Annotated in this window: 14 protein-coding genes; 8 read left to right on the top strand and 6 right to left on the bottom strand. The window is 67.1% G+C overall.

Going from position 1 to position 15027, the window contains the following annotated elements; genetic code table 11:
• Positions 1-83: 83 nt before the first annotated feature.
• Positions 84-452, top strand: a complete 369-nt coding sequence (locus LNW72_RS40010; protein WP_250979935.1) for a VOC family protein — start codon at positions 84-86, stop codon at positions 450-452.
• Between the two features lie 514 nt (positions 453-966).
• On the opposite strand, the gene LNW72_RS40015 is transcribed toward LNW72_RS40010, so the two are convergent.
• Together LNW72_RS40015 and LNW72_RS40025 are read right to left on the bottom strand one after the other, a co-directional pair.
• Positions 967-1953 carry an aldo/keto reductase gene (locus LNW72_RS40015; RefSeq protein ID WP_250979936.1) on the bottom strand — a complete coding sequence of 329 codons (987 nt, stop codon included), beginning with the start codon at positions 1951-1953 and terminating at the stop codon, positions 967-969.
• Positions 1954-2477: 524 nt separating this feature from the next.
• Positions 2478-2891: a hypothetical protein gene (locus LNW72_RS40025; protein WP_250979937.1), complete on the bottom strand. Its 414-nt coding sequence runs from the start codon at positions 2889-2891 to the stop codon at positions 2478-2480.
• A 298-nt stretch (positions 2892-3189) separates the two neighbouring features.
• Here LNW72_RS40025 and LNW72_RS40030 point away from each other — a divergent pair, with 298 nt between their 5' ends.
• The gene (locus LNW72_RS40030; protein WP_250979938.1) at positions 3190-3885 is read left to right on the top strand and encodes a DUF899 family protein; all 696 of its coding nucleotides are present in this window, start codon (positions 3190-3192) and stop codon (positions 3883-3885) included.
• Positions 3886-3968: 83 nt separating this feature from the next.
• Positions 3969-4316 (top strand): transposase, encoded by a 348-nt coding sequence (locus LNW72_RS40035; RefSeq protein ID WP_250979939.1) that lies wholly within the window; start codon positions 3969-3971, stop codon positions 4314-4316.
• 142 nt (positions 4317-4458) lie between these two features.
• On the opposite strand, the gene LNW72_RS40040 is transcribed toward LNW72_RS40035, so the two are convergent.
• The 3 genes from LNW72_RS40040 to LNW72_RS40050 all read right to left on the bottom strand — a co-directional run bounded on the left by LNW72_RS40040 (position 4459) and on the right by LNW72_RS40050 (position 6231).
• Entirely contained in the window at positions 4459-4638 is a 180-nt protein-coding gene (locus LNW72_RS40040) for a sporulation initiation factor Spo0A C-terminal domain-containing protein (RefSeq protein WP_250979940.1), read from the bottom strand.
• Positions 4639-4730: 92 nt separating this feature from the next.
• Positions 4731-5459 (bottom strand): PIG-L deacetylase family protein, encoded by a 729-nt coding sequence (locus tag LNW72_RS40045; protein ID WP_250979941.1) that lies wholly within the window; start codon positions 5457-5459, stop codon positions 4731-4733.
• A gap of 274 nt (positions 5460-5733) precedes the next feature.
• On the bottom strand, positions 5734-6231 hold the full coding sequence (locus tag LNW72_RS40050) for a pyridoxamine 5'-phosphate oxidase family protein (protein WP_250979942.1): 498 nt from the start codon (positions 6229-6231) through the stop codon (positions 5734-5736).
• A 560-nt stretch (positions 6232-6791) separates the two neighbouring features.
• Here LNW72_RS40050 and LNW72_RS40055 point away from each other — a divergent pair.
• From LNW72_RS40055 to LNW72_RS40065, 3 genes are all read left to right on the top strand, one after another.
• Positions 6792-6995 (top strand): hypothetical protein, encoded by a 204-nt coding sequence (locus tag LNW72_RS40055; protein WP_250979943.1) that lies wholly within the window; start codon positions 6792-6794, stop codon positions 6993-6995.
• Positions 6996-6997: 2 nt separating this feature from the next.
• Positions 6998-7354 carry a DUF1036 domain-containing protein gene (locus tag LNW72_RS40060; protein ID WP_250979944.1) on the top strand — a complete coding sequence of 119 codons (357 nt, stop codon included), beginning with the start codon at positions 6998-7000 and terminating at the stop codon, positions 7352-7354.
• A 487-nt stretch (positions 7355-7841) separates the two neighbouring features.
• On the top strand, positions 7842-8540 hold the full coding sequence (locus LNW72_RS40065) for an SDR family oxidoreductase (RefSeq protein ID WP_250979945.1): 699 nt from the start codon (positions 7842-7844) through the stop codon (positions 8538-8540).
• A gap of 375 nt (positions 8541-8915) precedes the next feature.
• Here the strand turns inward: LNW72_RS40065 and LNW72_RS40070 are convergent, their stop codons facing one another.
• Positions 8916-11348, bottom strand: coding sequence for a CBM35 domain-containing protein (locus LNW72_RS40070; protein ID WP_250979946.1), 2433 nt, complete (start codon positions 11346-11348; stop codon positions 8916-8918).
• Positions 11349-12163: 815 nt separating this feature from the next.
• On the opposite strand from LNW72_RS40070, the gene LNW72_RS40075 reads away from it, so the two are divergent.
• Complete coding sequence (locus LNW72_RS40075) at positions 12164-13546, top strand: CBM35 domain-containing protein (RefSeq protein ID WP_250979947.1); 1383 nt, start codon at positions 12164-12166, stop codon at positions 13544-13546.
• Between the two features lie 241 nt (positions 13547-13787).
• Entirely contained in the window at positions 13788-14957 is a 1170-nt protein-coding gene (locus LNW72_RS40080) for a glycoside hydrolase family 75 protein (protein ID WP_250979948.1), read from the top strand.
• Positions 14958-15027: the final 70 nt, after the last annotated feature.

Below are 15027 nucleotides of genomic sequence, written 5' to 3' on the forward strand. Positions count from 1 at the left end.
AGCCAGGTCACGAGGGGTGAAGCTGATCAGTATGGTGTGACGCGACCTGTACTCGAAAGCGTGATGGCCGTGACGGAGTAGCCATGCCCCCGCAGATGAAACTGACGGCGATAACACTCGACTGCCCTGATCCGCAGGCGTTGGCCGCGTTCTACCGGCAGGCCACCGGGCTCGAACTTCACCCCAAGTCCGACGATGACTTCGCGGGCCTCGTCCGTGAGGACGGGCTGTTCATCGGCTTCCAACGGGTCGACAACTACCGGGCCCCGAGCTGGCCGGACCAGGACGTGCCGCAACAGTCCCACCTCGACTTCGCAGTCGATGATCTCAACGAGGCCGAGGCCCTGTTGCTGGAGCTGGGCGCGTCCAAGCCGGAGTACCAACCGGGCGGCGACAGGTGGCGGATCTTCACCGACCCGGCCGGGCATCCCTTCTGCCTGACCGGAAGCTGAACCGCTCGCAGCCTCCCACCCGACAACCGCCCACGTTTCAGCGGACTCGGCGTTCCCGGCCTTGGCGTGTGGAGGCCCCTGGTAGGAATCGGGCCGGGGGACCTCCGGGGCGACACGGTCAGTAGTCACGGTAGTCCGCCCGCAGCCGGGTTCCGGCTTCGGCGGTACTGCAGCCGAGTGCGATGCCGACGGTCTCCAGCGAGGTGGCGTTCCGCTTGACGGTCATGGCTGCAGATCCTGCGAACACCCGGGCATCGTGCGGTTGGGGAGGCGGCCGGCGCGGTCCCTGCCCATCGTCAGATGCGCCCATCTCGATCCTTCGCGGTTACACATGGTGGTCGTGATGGCCCTATGGGGTAACCGTGGCAGCGACTCCTTACGCCATTCACAAGGAGGCAGGAGCCCTGCGGCCCCCGGACGCCTCCCGGGGACCGCACCGTTGTATCCGAGGAGCGGCGGTGGCGCACTTCCCACCCGCGCCGGCCCGTGCGAGCGGATACCGCTCGGGGGCGGTTCAGCGCGCCGCGTCCAGCCTCGCTCGCTGTTCCACCGTGAGCTCGAGGTCCACCGCGGCCAGACTGTCGTTCAGCTGCGCAACCGATGAGGCGCCGACCAGGGGGATCGCTGGAATCTCGGCGCCGATCAGCCAGGCCAGCACCACCTGGTTGACGGTCGCCCCGGCCTCCTCGGCCACTTCCCGCAGTACCGCCTGCTGCACCGGAGTGCCCGCGTGCTCGAACACCGGGCCCAGCGGCTTGTCCGCACGGACATAGGCACCGCCCAGCAGCGGGGAGTAGGCGACCAACGTGAGTTCGGGATCCTCCCGCAGAGCGCTGAGCATGTCACCGGCGACGACGCCCTGATCGCCGTCCTGGGAGAGCTGGCCCGGGAGGTCGGCGCGCTTGCGCAGGTAGCTGTGCTGGTACTGCAGGACCTCGTACCCCGGCAGATCGGCCGCCCGGGCGATGTTCCGGGCGCGTTCGACCTTCCACATCCAGTGATTGCTCACGCCCAGCAGGCCCACAGTGCCTTCGGCGACGAGTTCGGCGAAGCCCTCGACGGTCTCCTGCAGTGGCACCGTCGAGTCCTCGATGTGTGCGTACAGCAGATGCAGCGTGTCCATCCCGAGCTGTTCCCTGCTGCGTTCCGCCGCCTCCCGGATCGCCTTGATCGACAGCCCTTCCGGGTTGTCGACGTAGCTGGTGCCGGCCGCGAGTGGCCGGGCGCCGAGCTTCGTGGCGAGAGTGATCTCGTCCCCTATGCCGCGGCTGCGCCGCCAGCGTCCGAGCAGTTGCTCGCTCTCTCCGCCCTGACTGCCGTTGACCCAGAACGCGTAGTTGTTCGACGTGTCGATGAACGTGCCGCCGGCTTCGACGTACCGGTCGAGGATCGCGAACGACGTCGCCTCGTCGGTGGCCGTGCCGAACAGCATCGCCCCCAGGCTCAGCACGCTCACCTTACGGCGGGTGTCCGGGTTCTGTCCGATGACGCGGTACTTCATGGCTGTCCCCTCTCCGCTCGGCCTGTCGGGCCGAGGCAGTGAGCAGGAGTCTCGGTGTTGAAGTGCTCTCTATGTCAACCACGCTGCGGATGAGGCGGCGCCGCCGGTCGCGGCAAGGCCGATCAGGGTCGTGGGGCGGTGAGCTGCAAGACTGGGCGGTGTGAAGGGGTGTCGTCGACGAGGCCTTGCGCCGGGTGTCGCCCGATCGTGACCGTTCGAGTGGATGCAGAGGTGGGGAACGTGCTGGTTCCGGTGGTGCTGGTCGGTCTCTTGGTTGTGGCTGCCGTGGGATGCGTCTGTGTGGTGTGGGCCGAGCGCGGCGGGCCTCGGTGGGTACGCGCCGTGGCGAGTATGACGCTCACCGCGGGCGGGTTGCTGCGCCGCTCCAGGAGGCGCCGCCGCCGGAGCCTGAACAGCAACTCCGGTGGCGGTGACTAGGAATGGCAGCGCCGTGGGTCGCGGCCTTCCGACCCAGCTCGACCCACGGGGCTGCCACCGACCGATCGACTGGCTGTGCCGCCCGCTCAGCGGACGTGGACCGTCACCACGTCGGAGGCGTGCAGGCGCACGGGCTTCCGGTCGTGCGTGCTGGTCAATCCGTACAGTACCGCGCGGAATCGCAGATCGCCGCGACGCGCGGACGTGCCCCGTGCGGTGACCCGCGCATCGCCCTTGACCGCGGCGCTGCAGGTTTCCTGGTGCCACCCCTCGCCGAAGCCGTTCTCCTCCACACACAGTTGATGCAGGTAGCCGGCGCTGTCGTCGCCGCCCTGCGCCGTGACCGTGATGGTCTTGCCCACGTGGGCCGTGGACGGCGCCGTGATGTCCACCGAGCCCTTGGCGAACGCCGGCGCTGCGGCCAGAGCCACTGAAACGAGACCCAGCGCACCGATCACAGCCACCCGGCCGCCCCGCGCCTTCATCCCGGTCTTCTTCATCCCGGTCTTCTCCGTCCTGGTCATGGACTTCCCTCCCGTGGATCTCCTCCGTTCGGCGAGACCCAACCCTTTGCGAGGCGCCCGGTGCGCCTCGCTGCCTACCCAGATGAGCCGGCCACCCTGCCCGTCACAACTCGCTCGACGCCGTTACAGATCCAGGACAAAGTCCGCCGCGCCATGCCTGATCTCACCAACGGGTACCAAAACGCATCTCTCCGCTCTTTCCGAATCGCCGATGAGTTTTGGTCGGACGGGGAGTCGGTACCTCCAGAAGGGCACCCGACCACTCGGAGGAAACATGTCCACCAGCAACAACGCCTTGCCCCCCGTCGTCGACTCCTCCAGTTGGGAGAAGGAGCTGGCCGCTCTGCGCGTGCGGGAGAAGGCCGCCACCCGCGAGCTCGACGCCGTCGCGGCCCAACGCCGCCGGCTGCCGATGGTGGAGATGCCCAGCTACGTACTGGAGGGCGAGGAGGGACCCACCCCGCTCGCCGACATCTTCGGCGATCACCCCCAGCTGATCGTCTACAGCCACATGTGGCACGAGGGCGCCGAGTGGCAGTGCGGGGGCTGCACCGGCTTCACCTCCCAGTTCACCCGGCTCGCAGGCCTGGAGAAGTTCGACGCCCGGTTCGTGATCGTCACCCAAGGCCCGATCGACGAAGCGCTCGCCTACCGGCGCAAGGTGGGTAACACCATGACGTGGTACTCGACGGCGAACAGCACGTTCGGCAGCGACATCGGCGCCCCGCCGAACGGCGGCTTCGCGGTCAACGTGTTCCTGCGCGACGGCGACACGGTGTACCGCACCTGGCACACCGACGGCCGCGGCACCGAGCAGCTGAGCTACCTGTTCGCCCTCGTCGACCTCCTGCCCTACGGCCGCCAGGAGGAATGGCAGGACTCCCCCGAAGGCTGGCCCCAGTCACCGACCTACAGCCGCTGGGCGACACCGCAAGAGATCGCGGCGGCGTACGGTGAGGGCGGCGTCTGACGCGCCGGTCCGCCGGTCTGTTCGCGACGACACCAGTCGTCCGGGTGCGCGGCCGCGGCTCCGGCCGGGTCTCGATGTCGGGCATGGCCTGCTGCAAGTCCGGTGAGCGGTCCCGGCTGATCTACCCGATCCGCGAGTACCGGGGCCGCAAGGACAAGCCGAAGGGCTTCGGCCGGCGCGCCTTCCGCGACCTGATCGTCCGCGCCCGCATCCAGCTCTGCGGCCCGATCGTGCTGGTCAGGGACAATCTTCGCCGTCACCTGACTGCAGGTGTCCGAGAGTTCATTGAGGCGAACGCCGAGTGGCTTAAGGAGTTTCACCTGCCCCCTTACGCGCCCGACCTCAACCGCAGGAAGGCATCCGGTCTCTGGTCAAACGCGAGATCGACAACCTGGCCGCCGCGGACCTCGCTCAGATCACCCGAGCCGTGAAACGTCGGCTCAAGCGAGGTCCCGGTTCACATGCCAGGCAGTCGCCGACTCGGTCGTGGGGATCTGTACTACGCGACGCGAAGCCACATCGATGGCGATGTGGCCGAACAGGCCGCTGGTCCCGAAGACCACCGACCCGCTCTCACCGATCCCCGCCCAGGAGCACCGTCTCGGTCAGCGGCTGGTACTCGTAACCGATCAGCCCTGCCGGGACGCCGATCTGCCGCAGATCGGCGGCGATCTCGGCGGGCACTTCTGATGAGCAGCCGATATGGACCACGGCGTACCGGGGCGACGGCAACGGCGGCAGATCTCGAATCACGTGAACATCATCCTTGTGCGCCGGCGCACTGGGAAGACGTGGGCTGAGCCTCCCACCACCCTGCAACGGTCCCCGGCATCACTCAATCAAGTTCAGTATCGGGGGTAGACCTGGAACGTCACCGCTGGGACGCCCCCGAAGCGTGCGGCGGCCATGTCGAGCATGCCCTGGAGGAAGGACTGGGCGTAGTCCTTCGGGGACTGGTCGGAGAGCGCCGTGATGTACGCCCGGTGCTTCGCCAGCGAAGCCACCGCCCGCTCCGCTCCCGAAGGTGTGGCCTCCACCGCGTGCGTGGCCTGGGGGGACCCGGCCACGGCCACCCACCGTACGCCGTCCCACGGCGCGTCCGGCAGGTCGGGGAAGATCCAGCGGTTGCCCGCGTCACCCGCCGCGTCGAGTGTGGCGCGGCCGACGATTCGGTGGTCGGGGGAGTTCCAGGCCGTGCCGCCCCATGTGTCGTGGTGGTTGAGCGTGATGAGCAGCTCGGGCCGGTGCCTGCGGACCGCCGCGGCCAGGTCGCGGCGCAGTTCGACGCCGTCCTGGATGACGCCGTCGGGGTGGTCGAGGAATTCCACCGCCGTGACACCGACCACGGCTGCGCTGGCCCGCTGTTCGGCCTCGCGGATTCGGGCCGACTCCTTCGGCTCGAGGCCGTCGATCCCGGCTTCGCCGCGGGTGACCAGCAGATAGGTGATCTCTCGTCCCGCCGCGGTCCACTGGGCGATCGCCGCGGCGGCTCCGTACTCCAGGTCGTCAGGGTGGGCGACGATGGCCAGTGCGCGCTGCCAGTCATCGGGCATGGGTGTCAGTTGGTCCGTCATTTCCGCCACGTTAGGGCCTGTCCGGTCGAGTTGGAATCGGGATTGTGCCCGTGTCGGTGCGGAGCCGCGATGTGCGGAGCCCGACGTGAGGGCCGATGGCCGGTAGCGGAAGAGCGGCCGCCGGCCGCTGCTCGAAACGAGCAGCTTCGCAGGCGTTCGGATTCTTCGATCGAGCGGAGTCTCGGCCCATTTCCTGATCTCGTACCGCAGAGCTGCCACGCTGTTTTCGAAGGCGGTGGCCTCAAGCAGCGATTCTGTTTGGCTCGCGGTGATTTCAGGCGCACTGACGTTCGGCGCGCTGCCGAATCAGCTCCTCGACGGCGGTGGGCAGGGTGGTTTCGAAGTCGATGAGTTTCGCCCAGGTCGGGGTGATGACGATGCGGACCATGCCGTCGTACAGCGAGCGGACCTCGGCCTCCCACTCGGTGCGCTGCTCGGGTGTCATCGCGTAACTGCCGTTCATCTGGAGATACTCCTCCGGGATGCCGTCGACGACGTCCAGCTCGGCCCGCCCGCGGAGGAGCAGGATCTTCGGCGGGTGGACCTCGGTGTCGATGGTCAGGGCAACGATCGGGTTCTTGCGCAGTGCGGGCAGTTTCGGGGCGTTCTTCGTGGTGCACAGGACGATCTGCGAGCCGTTCCAGGTGAACGCGATCGGGATACTGCGCGGGGTGCCGTCCGTGGCGACATAGGCCAGCCGGGTCAGGTCGCGAGCCAGCAGCTCCTGGCTGATCGGGCGGTTCAGGATCCCGGTGATCTCGGTCGGCTGCATGGTGATCGCTCCTTCGTCGAGGTCGTGGAGCGGCCGGCTCGAGGCCGCTCGTGCCCCCGGGACGGAGCCGGCCGCCCGTTCTCGACATCCCAGGCGCACGAATTCTCAAAACGCTCTGGTGCCGAGCGCCACGAGGCACTGTTCGTCGAAGGCGAGGACGGGGAGGTCCTCTGGACCCCGGAGATCGACCGCTGCAGTGACCGCTAACGCCGCCTCTCCAGATCGCGCACGAGCACCGCGTGGCACGTTCCAAGGCCCCGCTCGCACTTCTTGGGATTGGCGACTTGACGTCCTGTAATCGGGGTCGGATCTCCCCTGATCACGCGTCCAGATGCGACGCGAATGCGTTGAAGCTAGTTTGGATATGGGAGATGCGCCCACAACGCTGGTGGAGCGGCGAGCCCGGCGGGCGCTTCGGTTCTGGTGAAACAGAATCAACCGACAACACGCCCGTTCCCAGCAGCCTCAACCGAAGCGATGCGGAACGCTATCAACGGAACTCCTGCAGAATGGCGACTTGAGCATCTCTCGGCCTATCAAGAGATGGAAGGGTGTCGCATATGGCAGAGAAATTGTCGCGGGCCTGGACTGCGGACGAGGCTGCCGAACACCAGCGATCACGCGGTCCGGACCGGACGGACGCGGCGGTCCCGATGGATCGGACTACGGAAGTCTCCAGCGGTGAGGACCACCGTCCCGGCGTGGAGAGCGACCACGCCGACGACGACGGCCGCGGTGACGACCCCACACCGCAGGAGGGATGACCGTGGGACTCTACTTCCAGAACAGCACGTCGACGACTGTTTGGTTCGCTTACGCTTATTCGGACAGCGACTGCGCGTCAAAGGGTGACCAGTGGTCGAAGACCGGATGGTTCATGGTCACTCCGCACACAGATTTGAAGGTGCGTTCCGGCCCGGTCAACGGGGCGAAGTACTTCTTTTTCGCGGAGAATCAGGACAGAAGTCTGAGCTGGGGTGGCGAATTCTTCACCCCAGCTCCGGACCAGGCATTCGAATGGTGCTGGAACACGGGGAGCACCGACTCCCGGCTGCTCGGTATGAAAAAGGTAATCGCGCCGGTGACCTCGATCAATCATACGATCAACGTCGTCGGGCCCTGACGGGCGCACCCGGTCCGAGGCACACCGAAATGGGGACAGTACGCACCCGCCGAGCGGGCCCGCGCATGCAACGTGACAACTCCGGCCGCAGCCCGATCCACCAACTCCATCACGAGACCGGCCAGATGAGGGAACGGCACCTCGAGACTCCGCGAAGAACACGCGAGACATGATCACAGCCAACCCCTGGTCCCTCGCGTACTCCTCTCCGTCATGCCTGCCGGACCGGGAGCGTGAGCGCAGCTTGGGCCCTCCGCGCCGCGCAGGGCCCAACATGAGGGCCGGCAGCGCGGGTTCGGCCACTTCGTACGGCATCGTGGCCGGTCAGCGATGGCGTACCGGCTCGGCAGGAAGATCGCTGGGTATACTGCAGGCGTTTCGGGGAACCGGCGAGCCGGAGTCGGCCGACCTCACACGCCACCTCGCGTTCATCGGCATCCAGACCCTGGCGGCGCCCCGATGACCATATCGCCGAGGAGGCCGTCCCATGGAACCCGTCACGCTGATCACCGGTGGCTCGAGCGGAATCGGTGCCGCCACCGCCCGCGCCTTGCTCAAGCAGGGCCACCGCGTGGCCGTCACCGGACGTGACGCGGACAAGCTGACCACCTTCGCCGCTTCGGCCGCAGCGGGAGAGCGGCTGCTGACGATCACCGGAGACACCAGCGACGCCCACGACGTCGCCTCCGCCGTGCGCCGCGTTGTGGACGCGTGGGGCCGACTGGACAACGTCATCGCCAACGCCGGGTTCTCACTGCCCGGCAACCTGGAGAGCCACGCCCCCGAGGACATGCGCGCCATGGTCCTCACCAACGTCCTGGGCCCGGCCCTGCTGGTGCGGGAGACCCTGCCGCACCTCAGGGAGTCCAAGGGCCGGATCGTGATCATCGGTTCGGTCGCCGGGGTACGCAACACGCCAGGCAACCTGTACTCGGTCACCAAGTGGGCCGCGCACGCACTGGCCGAGAACACCCGGCTGCTGGTCGGCAAGGACGGAGTCGGCGTGACCGTCGTCGCCCCCGGAGTGGTGGACACCCCGTTCTGGGACGAGCGCGGCGGCACCCCCGAGGCGACGCCGACGATGACCGCCGAGCAGATCGCGGACACGATCGTCTTCGCCGTCAACCAGCCCGCGGGCGTGGACATCAACCACATCACCATGCGGCCGACCGGGCAGCTCGGCTGACGCCGCGCTCCCAACGACCGTACGATAAGGCGCCTTGTTTCGTTGCGGTCCTGCTCTCCGCCACGCCGGGATGACCGTCGGGCAGTACCGGTACCGATATGGGCTCCACCGGCCAGGTCGCCAACACCGGCGACCTGGCCGACCGCGCCGGTTGGCGCGGGTAGGAACCCGGTCATTGGGGGAGTCCTCATCGCGGTGCCTCCCCTGCACGGAGCCCGCACGCCTGGCCGGCAGGCCAACGCGATCTCGTCGTCCTGCCCGCTCATGCGTTGCGACCGCCGCCCTCAGCGTCACGCTGTCGGAGCCGCCGTCGGCACCAGCCGCACGCCTCGGAAACGGTCCCAGGTCGCGGGTGACCCTGGGGGGGTCCGCGGATCAGATGACGATGCGGTCCAGGTTGGGGCCGGTGCCCGCCGCGTTGGTGATGGCGATGGAGTTGGTGCCGGCCTTCAGGGGTACCTGGACCCTCAGGGTGACGACGGTGTTGTAGTCCGGCGTTGCCGGGAAGTTCACTGTCTGGGTGGCGCCGTTGGCGGTCACGGTCGCGGTGTGGATGCTGCCGACGCTCATGAAGTAGATGGTCATCGGGTAGGTGCCGGTGGCGGGTGCGGTCACCGAGTAGGTGCTGCTGCCCAGGAAGCTGATCTTCTTACCGCCGGAGCAGTGTGCACAGTTGGTGACCGTGGTGCCGGTGCCCAGGGTCGCCTTCTCCGCCTCGTAGGACTTGCCGGGGGAAGGGGTGGTCGTCGGCGTCGCGGTCGGAGTATCCGTGGGCGTGGGCGTGTCCGTCGGGGTCGGGGTGGGCGTGCCCGTGGGTGGGATCACCGGGCCCACCGTCTTGAGGAAGAGCGACTGACCGGTGTCGGTCCGGGACGCGTCGACGCCGTGGCCGCCGGTGTAGTCCTTCTGCTCGTTCTTCGCCCAGTCGGCGATCGGCGTGCCGCCCACGTCGAGCGGGTGGTAGGCGCCGCCGGACGGGCCGGCCACGCCGAACTGGTAGATCGTGTTCTTCAGCGGGTAGTACGGCTGGTACGGACCGCCGGTGGACAACTGCTTGGTCATCGTGTTGTCGAAGAAGACGTTCTGCGGTCCGGTTGCACCCGACCACTTGACGCCCTTCTGACCTGCGGTCCAGTAGATCGGGTACCAGTTCGAGGTGTCGGGTGTCGTGTTGGCGCCGCCGTCGTCACCGCAGTTGGACTGGCAGTTGCCGGCGCGGTGGTCGTACGGCACGGCCTGCGTGTTGAGCTCGATCAGGTTCCGGCGCTCGTACCCGCCGTGCAGGTTGAAGTCGGAGTCGATGTCGTTGCCGATTGCCACGTTGTCCGACGCCGACCACTGGAACGTGAAGTGCCGCAGGTTGCGGGTGACGTTGTTGGCGTAGAGCGAGTCCCAGACCCGTGAGCCGCGGAAGTAGCCCCGGCCGCCGGCGCCCTTGTTCCATGAACCGTCCAGGAAGTTGTCCTGGATCTGCAGGTTCTTGGCCTCTTCGGTGACGATCGGGTGCGAGCCGGTCATGTAGGTCCGGACCCCCCGGACCCAGTCGTTCACCGCCCACTTGAGAACGATGCCGTTCATCTCGGCGTGCGGGTCCATGTTGCCGTAGTTCTGGACCGAGGCGGCCTGGTTGAGGTTCGACATCGGCTGGGTCATGTAGAAGTTCTCCAGGCCGACTCCGACGACCGGCTCGACCAGCGGCGATGCCTTGCTGGCGTAGACCGCACCGTCTATCGGTGCCGAGCCGTCGGAGGTGGAGTCGATCGGCATGTCGTACTCGAGCGGCTTGTCGACCGTGACCGTGTGGTTGGTGGCGTCGACCGCGCTGATCGTGAAGATCTGCTGCCGCATCTGCAGGTTCTCTTCGGGGAAGGTCGTGCTGACCGCGTCCATCGACTGGTAGAACTTCTGTGAGTTGGCGGCCATCATATTCACGAAGCCGCCGACCTTGAAACCGGTCATTTTGGCGCTGGTCGCCAGGTAGACGACCGTGTCGCCCTGCCGAGCGGCGAACGTGGTCTCGCCCGGCTTGGCCCGCAGTTTGGCGCCGGCCTTCCATTGCTGGTTGATGGAGCCTAGGAAGATCTCCTTGCGGTTCGCCGGCGCGGCGTTGTACTCCGCCTGGTAGGAGGGATCGACCGTACGGGAACTGACCCGGAACAGGCCGGTGCCGGGCCACGCCCAGCCCATCTTGCCGTCGCCCGAGGTCATGTTGTCGCCGTCGGAGTCAGTGCCGTCCGGGGTGAGGGTGTCGTACAGAGTGTTGGCATCCGGCCGGTACTCGAAGGACGTACCGGTCGTCGGATCGCTGCCGGCGCCCCGCAGGATGGTGTAGTTGGCGTCCACTGCGATCTCGTGGGAGACGTTGAGGACGCCGGCCGGGAACGAGATCAGCGACAGCTTGGTGTACGAGCCGGTCGGCGAACACGTGCTCTTCAGCTTGTCGATCGCGGCCTGGATGCCGTTCGTATCATCCTTGCTGTCACTCGGCACCACACCGTAGCCGGAAGCCAGTTGGGACGGTGTGATCTGGCAGGACGTCGACGGGTTGATCTCGGAAGCGCCGGGTAGTGGCTGGCCGCCGAGGTAACCGGCCTTGCTCCAGTCGGGCATGCCCGGCAGCGGGGCGCGGCGGTTGGCAGCCGACAGGTCGAGTGCCCGCTGCACGGGCACGGGGGTGACGCCGGGGGGCGCGGCGGATGCACCGGCGGTGCCGGCAGCGACGCCGGTCCAGCCGGCCGCCGCGACGCCGGCGGCCAACAGGGCCAGGGTTCCGCCGAATGCCAGTCGGCGTCTTCTGTTCGATGGCATGGGGGTGTCCCAACGCGAGGGGCGGACGTAGGGGTCGGGCACCGCACGGCTGGACGCGGTGCCGGGCGCGCGGGCGGGCCGTATCGACAGCTGCGGGATCGACGTGTCGAGGTGGGTCCCGCCGTGTTCCGGCGGCTGAAGCAGGGTGGAGCAGCCCGTGCCACGTGCCGATCGACCGCGCAAACGCGAGCGCCTGATGGATGGTAAGAAAACTTTCCTAACTGGTATCTCGCCCAGAGTCTTCCCAGGCCCTGCGGTAGTCAAGAGGTTGAACACGATTCATCCACATGAACACCTTTTCTCCAAAGCAACCGCCTCGGCCGTGGATGCGGGGATTCCGTCGGCGGTTCCACGGCGGAATGCCGGGCGCCCGCCGATGGTGATGCGAGGGCGGGAGGCCGAGTGCCTCGGCGAGGCGTCGAAACGCCCATGAAGGCAGTTGCTCCTCCGCCCTGGTCCACCTCTGGGGCGCAGTGGGGGTTAATTATTAGGAAAGTTTCCTTCCCAACTGCTTGACGGGCGCTGCCCGGGAGGGATTGACTGCGCGCCGCGGGGTCAACTCCACTACACCCGGCCCCGCGCCGTTTCTTACCCACTCGTCAGCTCGACTCAGCTGAAGGCGTCCTCCCGAGCTACGTCCGCAAGCCCAACGGTTCCGTCGAGGCACCAGATATCGCAGCTCCCCTCGCTGGGACACCGTGCTCCATCGGCTCTCTCGGAGCATCCGCTCCGCACACGTTCCGGTCCCGCGACACCGACCGGGAGCCCGACCCCCTTGGGGGATGCCCCGTCCCGACCTCACCTGGAGGACATCCGTGACATGGTCACGACTCACCAAGGGGCTTATCGCCACCGCGCTGCCGGTGGCAGCGGTGGCGATGGGCATCAACGCGACCGCCAACGCCAGCCCCCAGGCAATGAACACGTTCCCGGCCCACTACGCCGCGCCCTACCTGGAGCTCGCCGGCGACACAGCCGGCGACATCGCAGCAGACATGAGGGCCACCGGGCTGAAGAACTACACCCTGGCCTTCCTGATTCCCAAGTCCGGTTGTACTCCGCAGTGGGAGGCCGGCAACAGCGCACTGGGCGCCTTCACCTCCCAGGTCAACGACCTCAAGGCGGCCGGCGGCAACGTCATCATCTCCTTCGGCGGCGCCGAGGGCGGGGAACTGGCGCAGACCTGCACCTCGGTCTCCTCACTGACCGCCGCCTACGCCAACGTCGCCAGCACTTACGGCATCACCCGCCTCGACTTCGACATCGAAGGCAGCACCCTGGGCAACACCGCGGTCAACGCCCGCCGCAACCAGGCCCTGGCCGCTCTCCAAACCCAAAACCCCAACATCGAGGTCGACTACACCCTGGCCGTGGACCCCTCCGGCCTCGAATCCGACACCCTCAACCTCCTCAAGGACGCCAAGAGCAAGGGCGTCAAGATCAACCTCGTCAACATCATGACCATGGACTTCGGCGACGGCGAGAACGCCCTCAACGACTCCCTGTCCGCAGCCAAGGGCACCGCCGCACAACTCGCAAGCCTCTACGGCATCACCACCGCACAGGCATACGGACGTATGGGCCTCACCCCCATCGCCGGCAAGAACGACGACAACGAGAACTTCACCCAGGCCGACGCCGCCACGCTGGAAGCCTTCGCTGCCACCAACGGCGTCCAGGAACTGTCCTTCTGGGAAGTCCACAGTTACGACAAGGCCAGCGGCTACGCCTACTCCCGGATCTTCAACAAGATCACCGGTGGCGGTACGCCGCCGACCGACCCGCCGACCGACCCGCCGACTGACCCGCCGACTGACCCGCCGACCGGTGGGAACAAGTCGTACGAGGCAGAGGCGTCGGTTCTGGCCGGTGGGACGACGATCACCAGCTGTGCGCACTGCTCGGGTGGGAAGAAGCTCAGCTACCTGGGCAGCGGTGGCACCGCGACGTTCAACAACGTCGCAGAGGCGGCTGCGGGTAGCTACACGATGAGCGTCTCCTTCATGAGTGTCGGCCAGTCCCGCTCCGCGGTCGTGACCGTCAACGGTGTGAACCAGACCGTCAGTTTCCCCGCGACACCCGACTACAACACCGTGGTCACCAAGGACGTCACCGTCCAGCTCAAGGCCGGAAACAACACCATCAAGTTCTCCAACCCCTCCGCCGGGGCACCCAACCTCGACCGCATCGTCGTCTGACAGCTCAACGGGAGCCGGAGCCAGGATCACCACCGCGGCCGGCACAGGATCCATGCGAGGACCGATTCCGCTCAAGATCACGAGTCGGTTGTCCCTCGGAAGTATCGATCTGGCATGGCCGATTGATGAGGCGAGGCAACTGCGCGACGAGAGTCGCACTTGCTCTGACTCGTCAAGAGGCTTTGCCACCACACAATGGAGGTCCCACACCCCTATGTCATCGATCCGTACGCGCCTCGTTGTGGCAGCCGCCGCAGCCACCGCGCTCACCATCCCCCTTGTCGTCGGCCATGCCGACGCCGCCACGACATCCGCAACGGTCAAGGCCGCACCGGCCGCGACCTCCTACACCGCCGCCCAGGTGCTGGCCGGCATCCAGCAGAACTCGACGGCCGCCAACAAGGTCAACACCAAGCCCCACATCAACACCATGACCCACGCCGACGTGAACGTCTTCCAGGTCGCGCCGGGTATCTACACCTACAGCTCCGGCATGGCCATCGACACCGACGGCAGTGACCCCGACCCCGACCCCGACCACCAGGGCGAGACGACCTGGGAGGACAGCAACGGCCAGGCGCTGGGCGCCCACAAGGTCCCCTTCTACGTCCTCGGCGACGACTGCTGGGACCGCAAGACCCCCTGCCCGCACTTCTACTTCAAGGAACACGGCATGTCAGGGCGTCAGTTCGCGCTGATGTTCTACAACGGCAAGGTCATCGGCTCGATCTTCGGCGACACCCAGACCGCCAACGGCCAGGACACCTCCGACAACGACTCCCGCGAACTCGGCGAGGCGTCCGTCAAGGCAGCCCAGCTGCTCGGCATACCCAGCAGCGGCACCACCGGTGGCGTCGACAACGGCGTGACCCTGGCGATGTTCTCGGGTCCGTCCTGGGTCGTCAACGGCACCAACGCCAACCTCAACGCCAACGCCCAGGCCCTGGTCCAAAAGGCTCTGGACACCCTCGGCTCCAGCATGAACGGCGGCACGCCGCCCACCGACCCGCCGACCGACCCGCCCACTGACCCGCCGACCGGTGGGAACAAGTCGTACGAGGCAGAGGCGTCGGTTCTGGCCGGTGGGACGACGATCACCAGCTGTGCGCACTGCTCGGGTGGGAAGAAGCTCAGCTACCTGGGCAGCGGTGGCACCGCGACGTTCAACAACGTCGCAGAGGCGGCTGCGGGTAGCTACACGATGAGCGTCTCCTTCATGAGTGTCGGCCAGTCCCGCTCCGCGGTCGTGACCGTCAACGGTGTGAACCAGACCGTCAGTTTCCCCGCGACACCCGACTACAACACCGTGGTCACCAAGGACGTCACCGTCCAGCTCAAGGCCGGAAACAACACCATCAAGTTCTCCAACCCCTCCGCCGGGGCACCCAACCTCGACCGCATCGTCGTCTGAGGACCCACTGCCAGGTCATGACCGGTGGCCGTGGGGGCCGCCGGTCATGACCGTCACTACAGAGGTGCCG

It is taken from the genome of Streptomyces sp. RKAG293, assembly GCF_023701745.1.
GTDB lineage: Bacteria > Actinomycetota > Actinomycetes > Streptomycetales > Streptomycetaceae > Actinacidiphila.

What these genes read in the sequence shown, in the direction of transcription:
- LNW72_RS40010 (WP_250979935.1), top strand. Translation starts at nt 84, where the DNA reads ATGCCCCCGCAGATGAAACTGACGGCGATAACACTCGACTGCCCTGAT.
- LNW72_RS40015 (WP_250979936.1), bottom strand. Translation starts at nt 1,953, where the DNA reads ATGAAGTACCGCGTCATCGGACAGAACCCGGACACCCGCCGTAAGGTG.
- LNW72_RS40025 (WP_250979937.1), bottom strand. Translation starts at nt 2,891, where the DNA reads ATGAAGAAGACCGGGATGAAGGCGCGGGGCGGCCGGGTGGCTGTGATC.
- LNW72_RS40030 (WP_250979938.1), top strand. Translation starts at nt 3,190, where the DNA reads ATGTCCACCAGCAACAACGCCTTGCCCCCCGTCGTCGACTCCTCCAGT.
- LNW72_RS40035 (WP_250979939.1), top strand. Translation starts at nt 3,969, where the DNA reads ATGGCCTGCTGCAAGTCCGGTGAGCGGTCCCGGCTGATCTACCCGATC.
- LNW72_RS40045 (WP_250979941.1), bottom strand. Translation starts at nt 5,459, where the DNA reads ATGACGGACCAACTGACACCCATGCCCGATGACTGGCAGCGCGCACTG.
- LNW72_RS40050 (WP_250979942.1), bottom strand. Translation starts at nt 6,231, where the DNA reads ATGCAGCCGACCGAGATCACCGGGATCCTGAACCGCCCGATCAGCCAG.
- LNW72_RS40055 (WP_250979943.1), top strand. Translation starts at nt 6,792, where the DNA reads ATGGCAGAGAAATTGTCGCGGGCCTGGACTGCGGACGAGGCTGCCGAA.
- LNW72_RS40065 (WP_250979945.1), top strand. Translation starts at nt 7,842, where the DNA reads ATGGAACCCGTCACGCTGATCACCGGTGGCTCGAGCGGAATCGGTGCC.
- LNW72_RS40070 (WP_250979946.1), bottom strand. Translation starts at nt 11,348, where the DNA reads ATGCCATCGAACAGAAGACGCCGACTGGCATTCGGCGGAACCCTGGCC.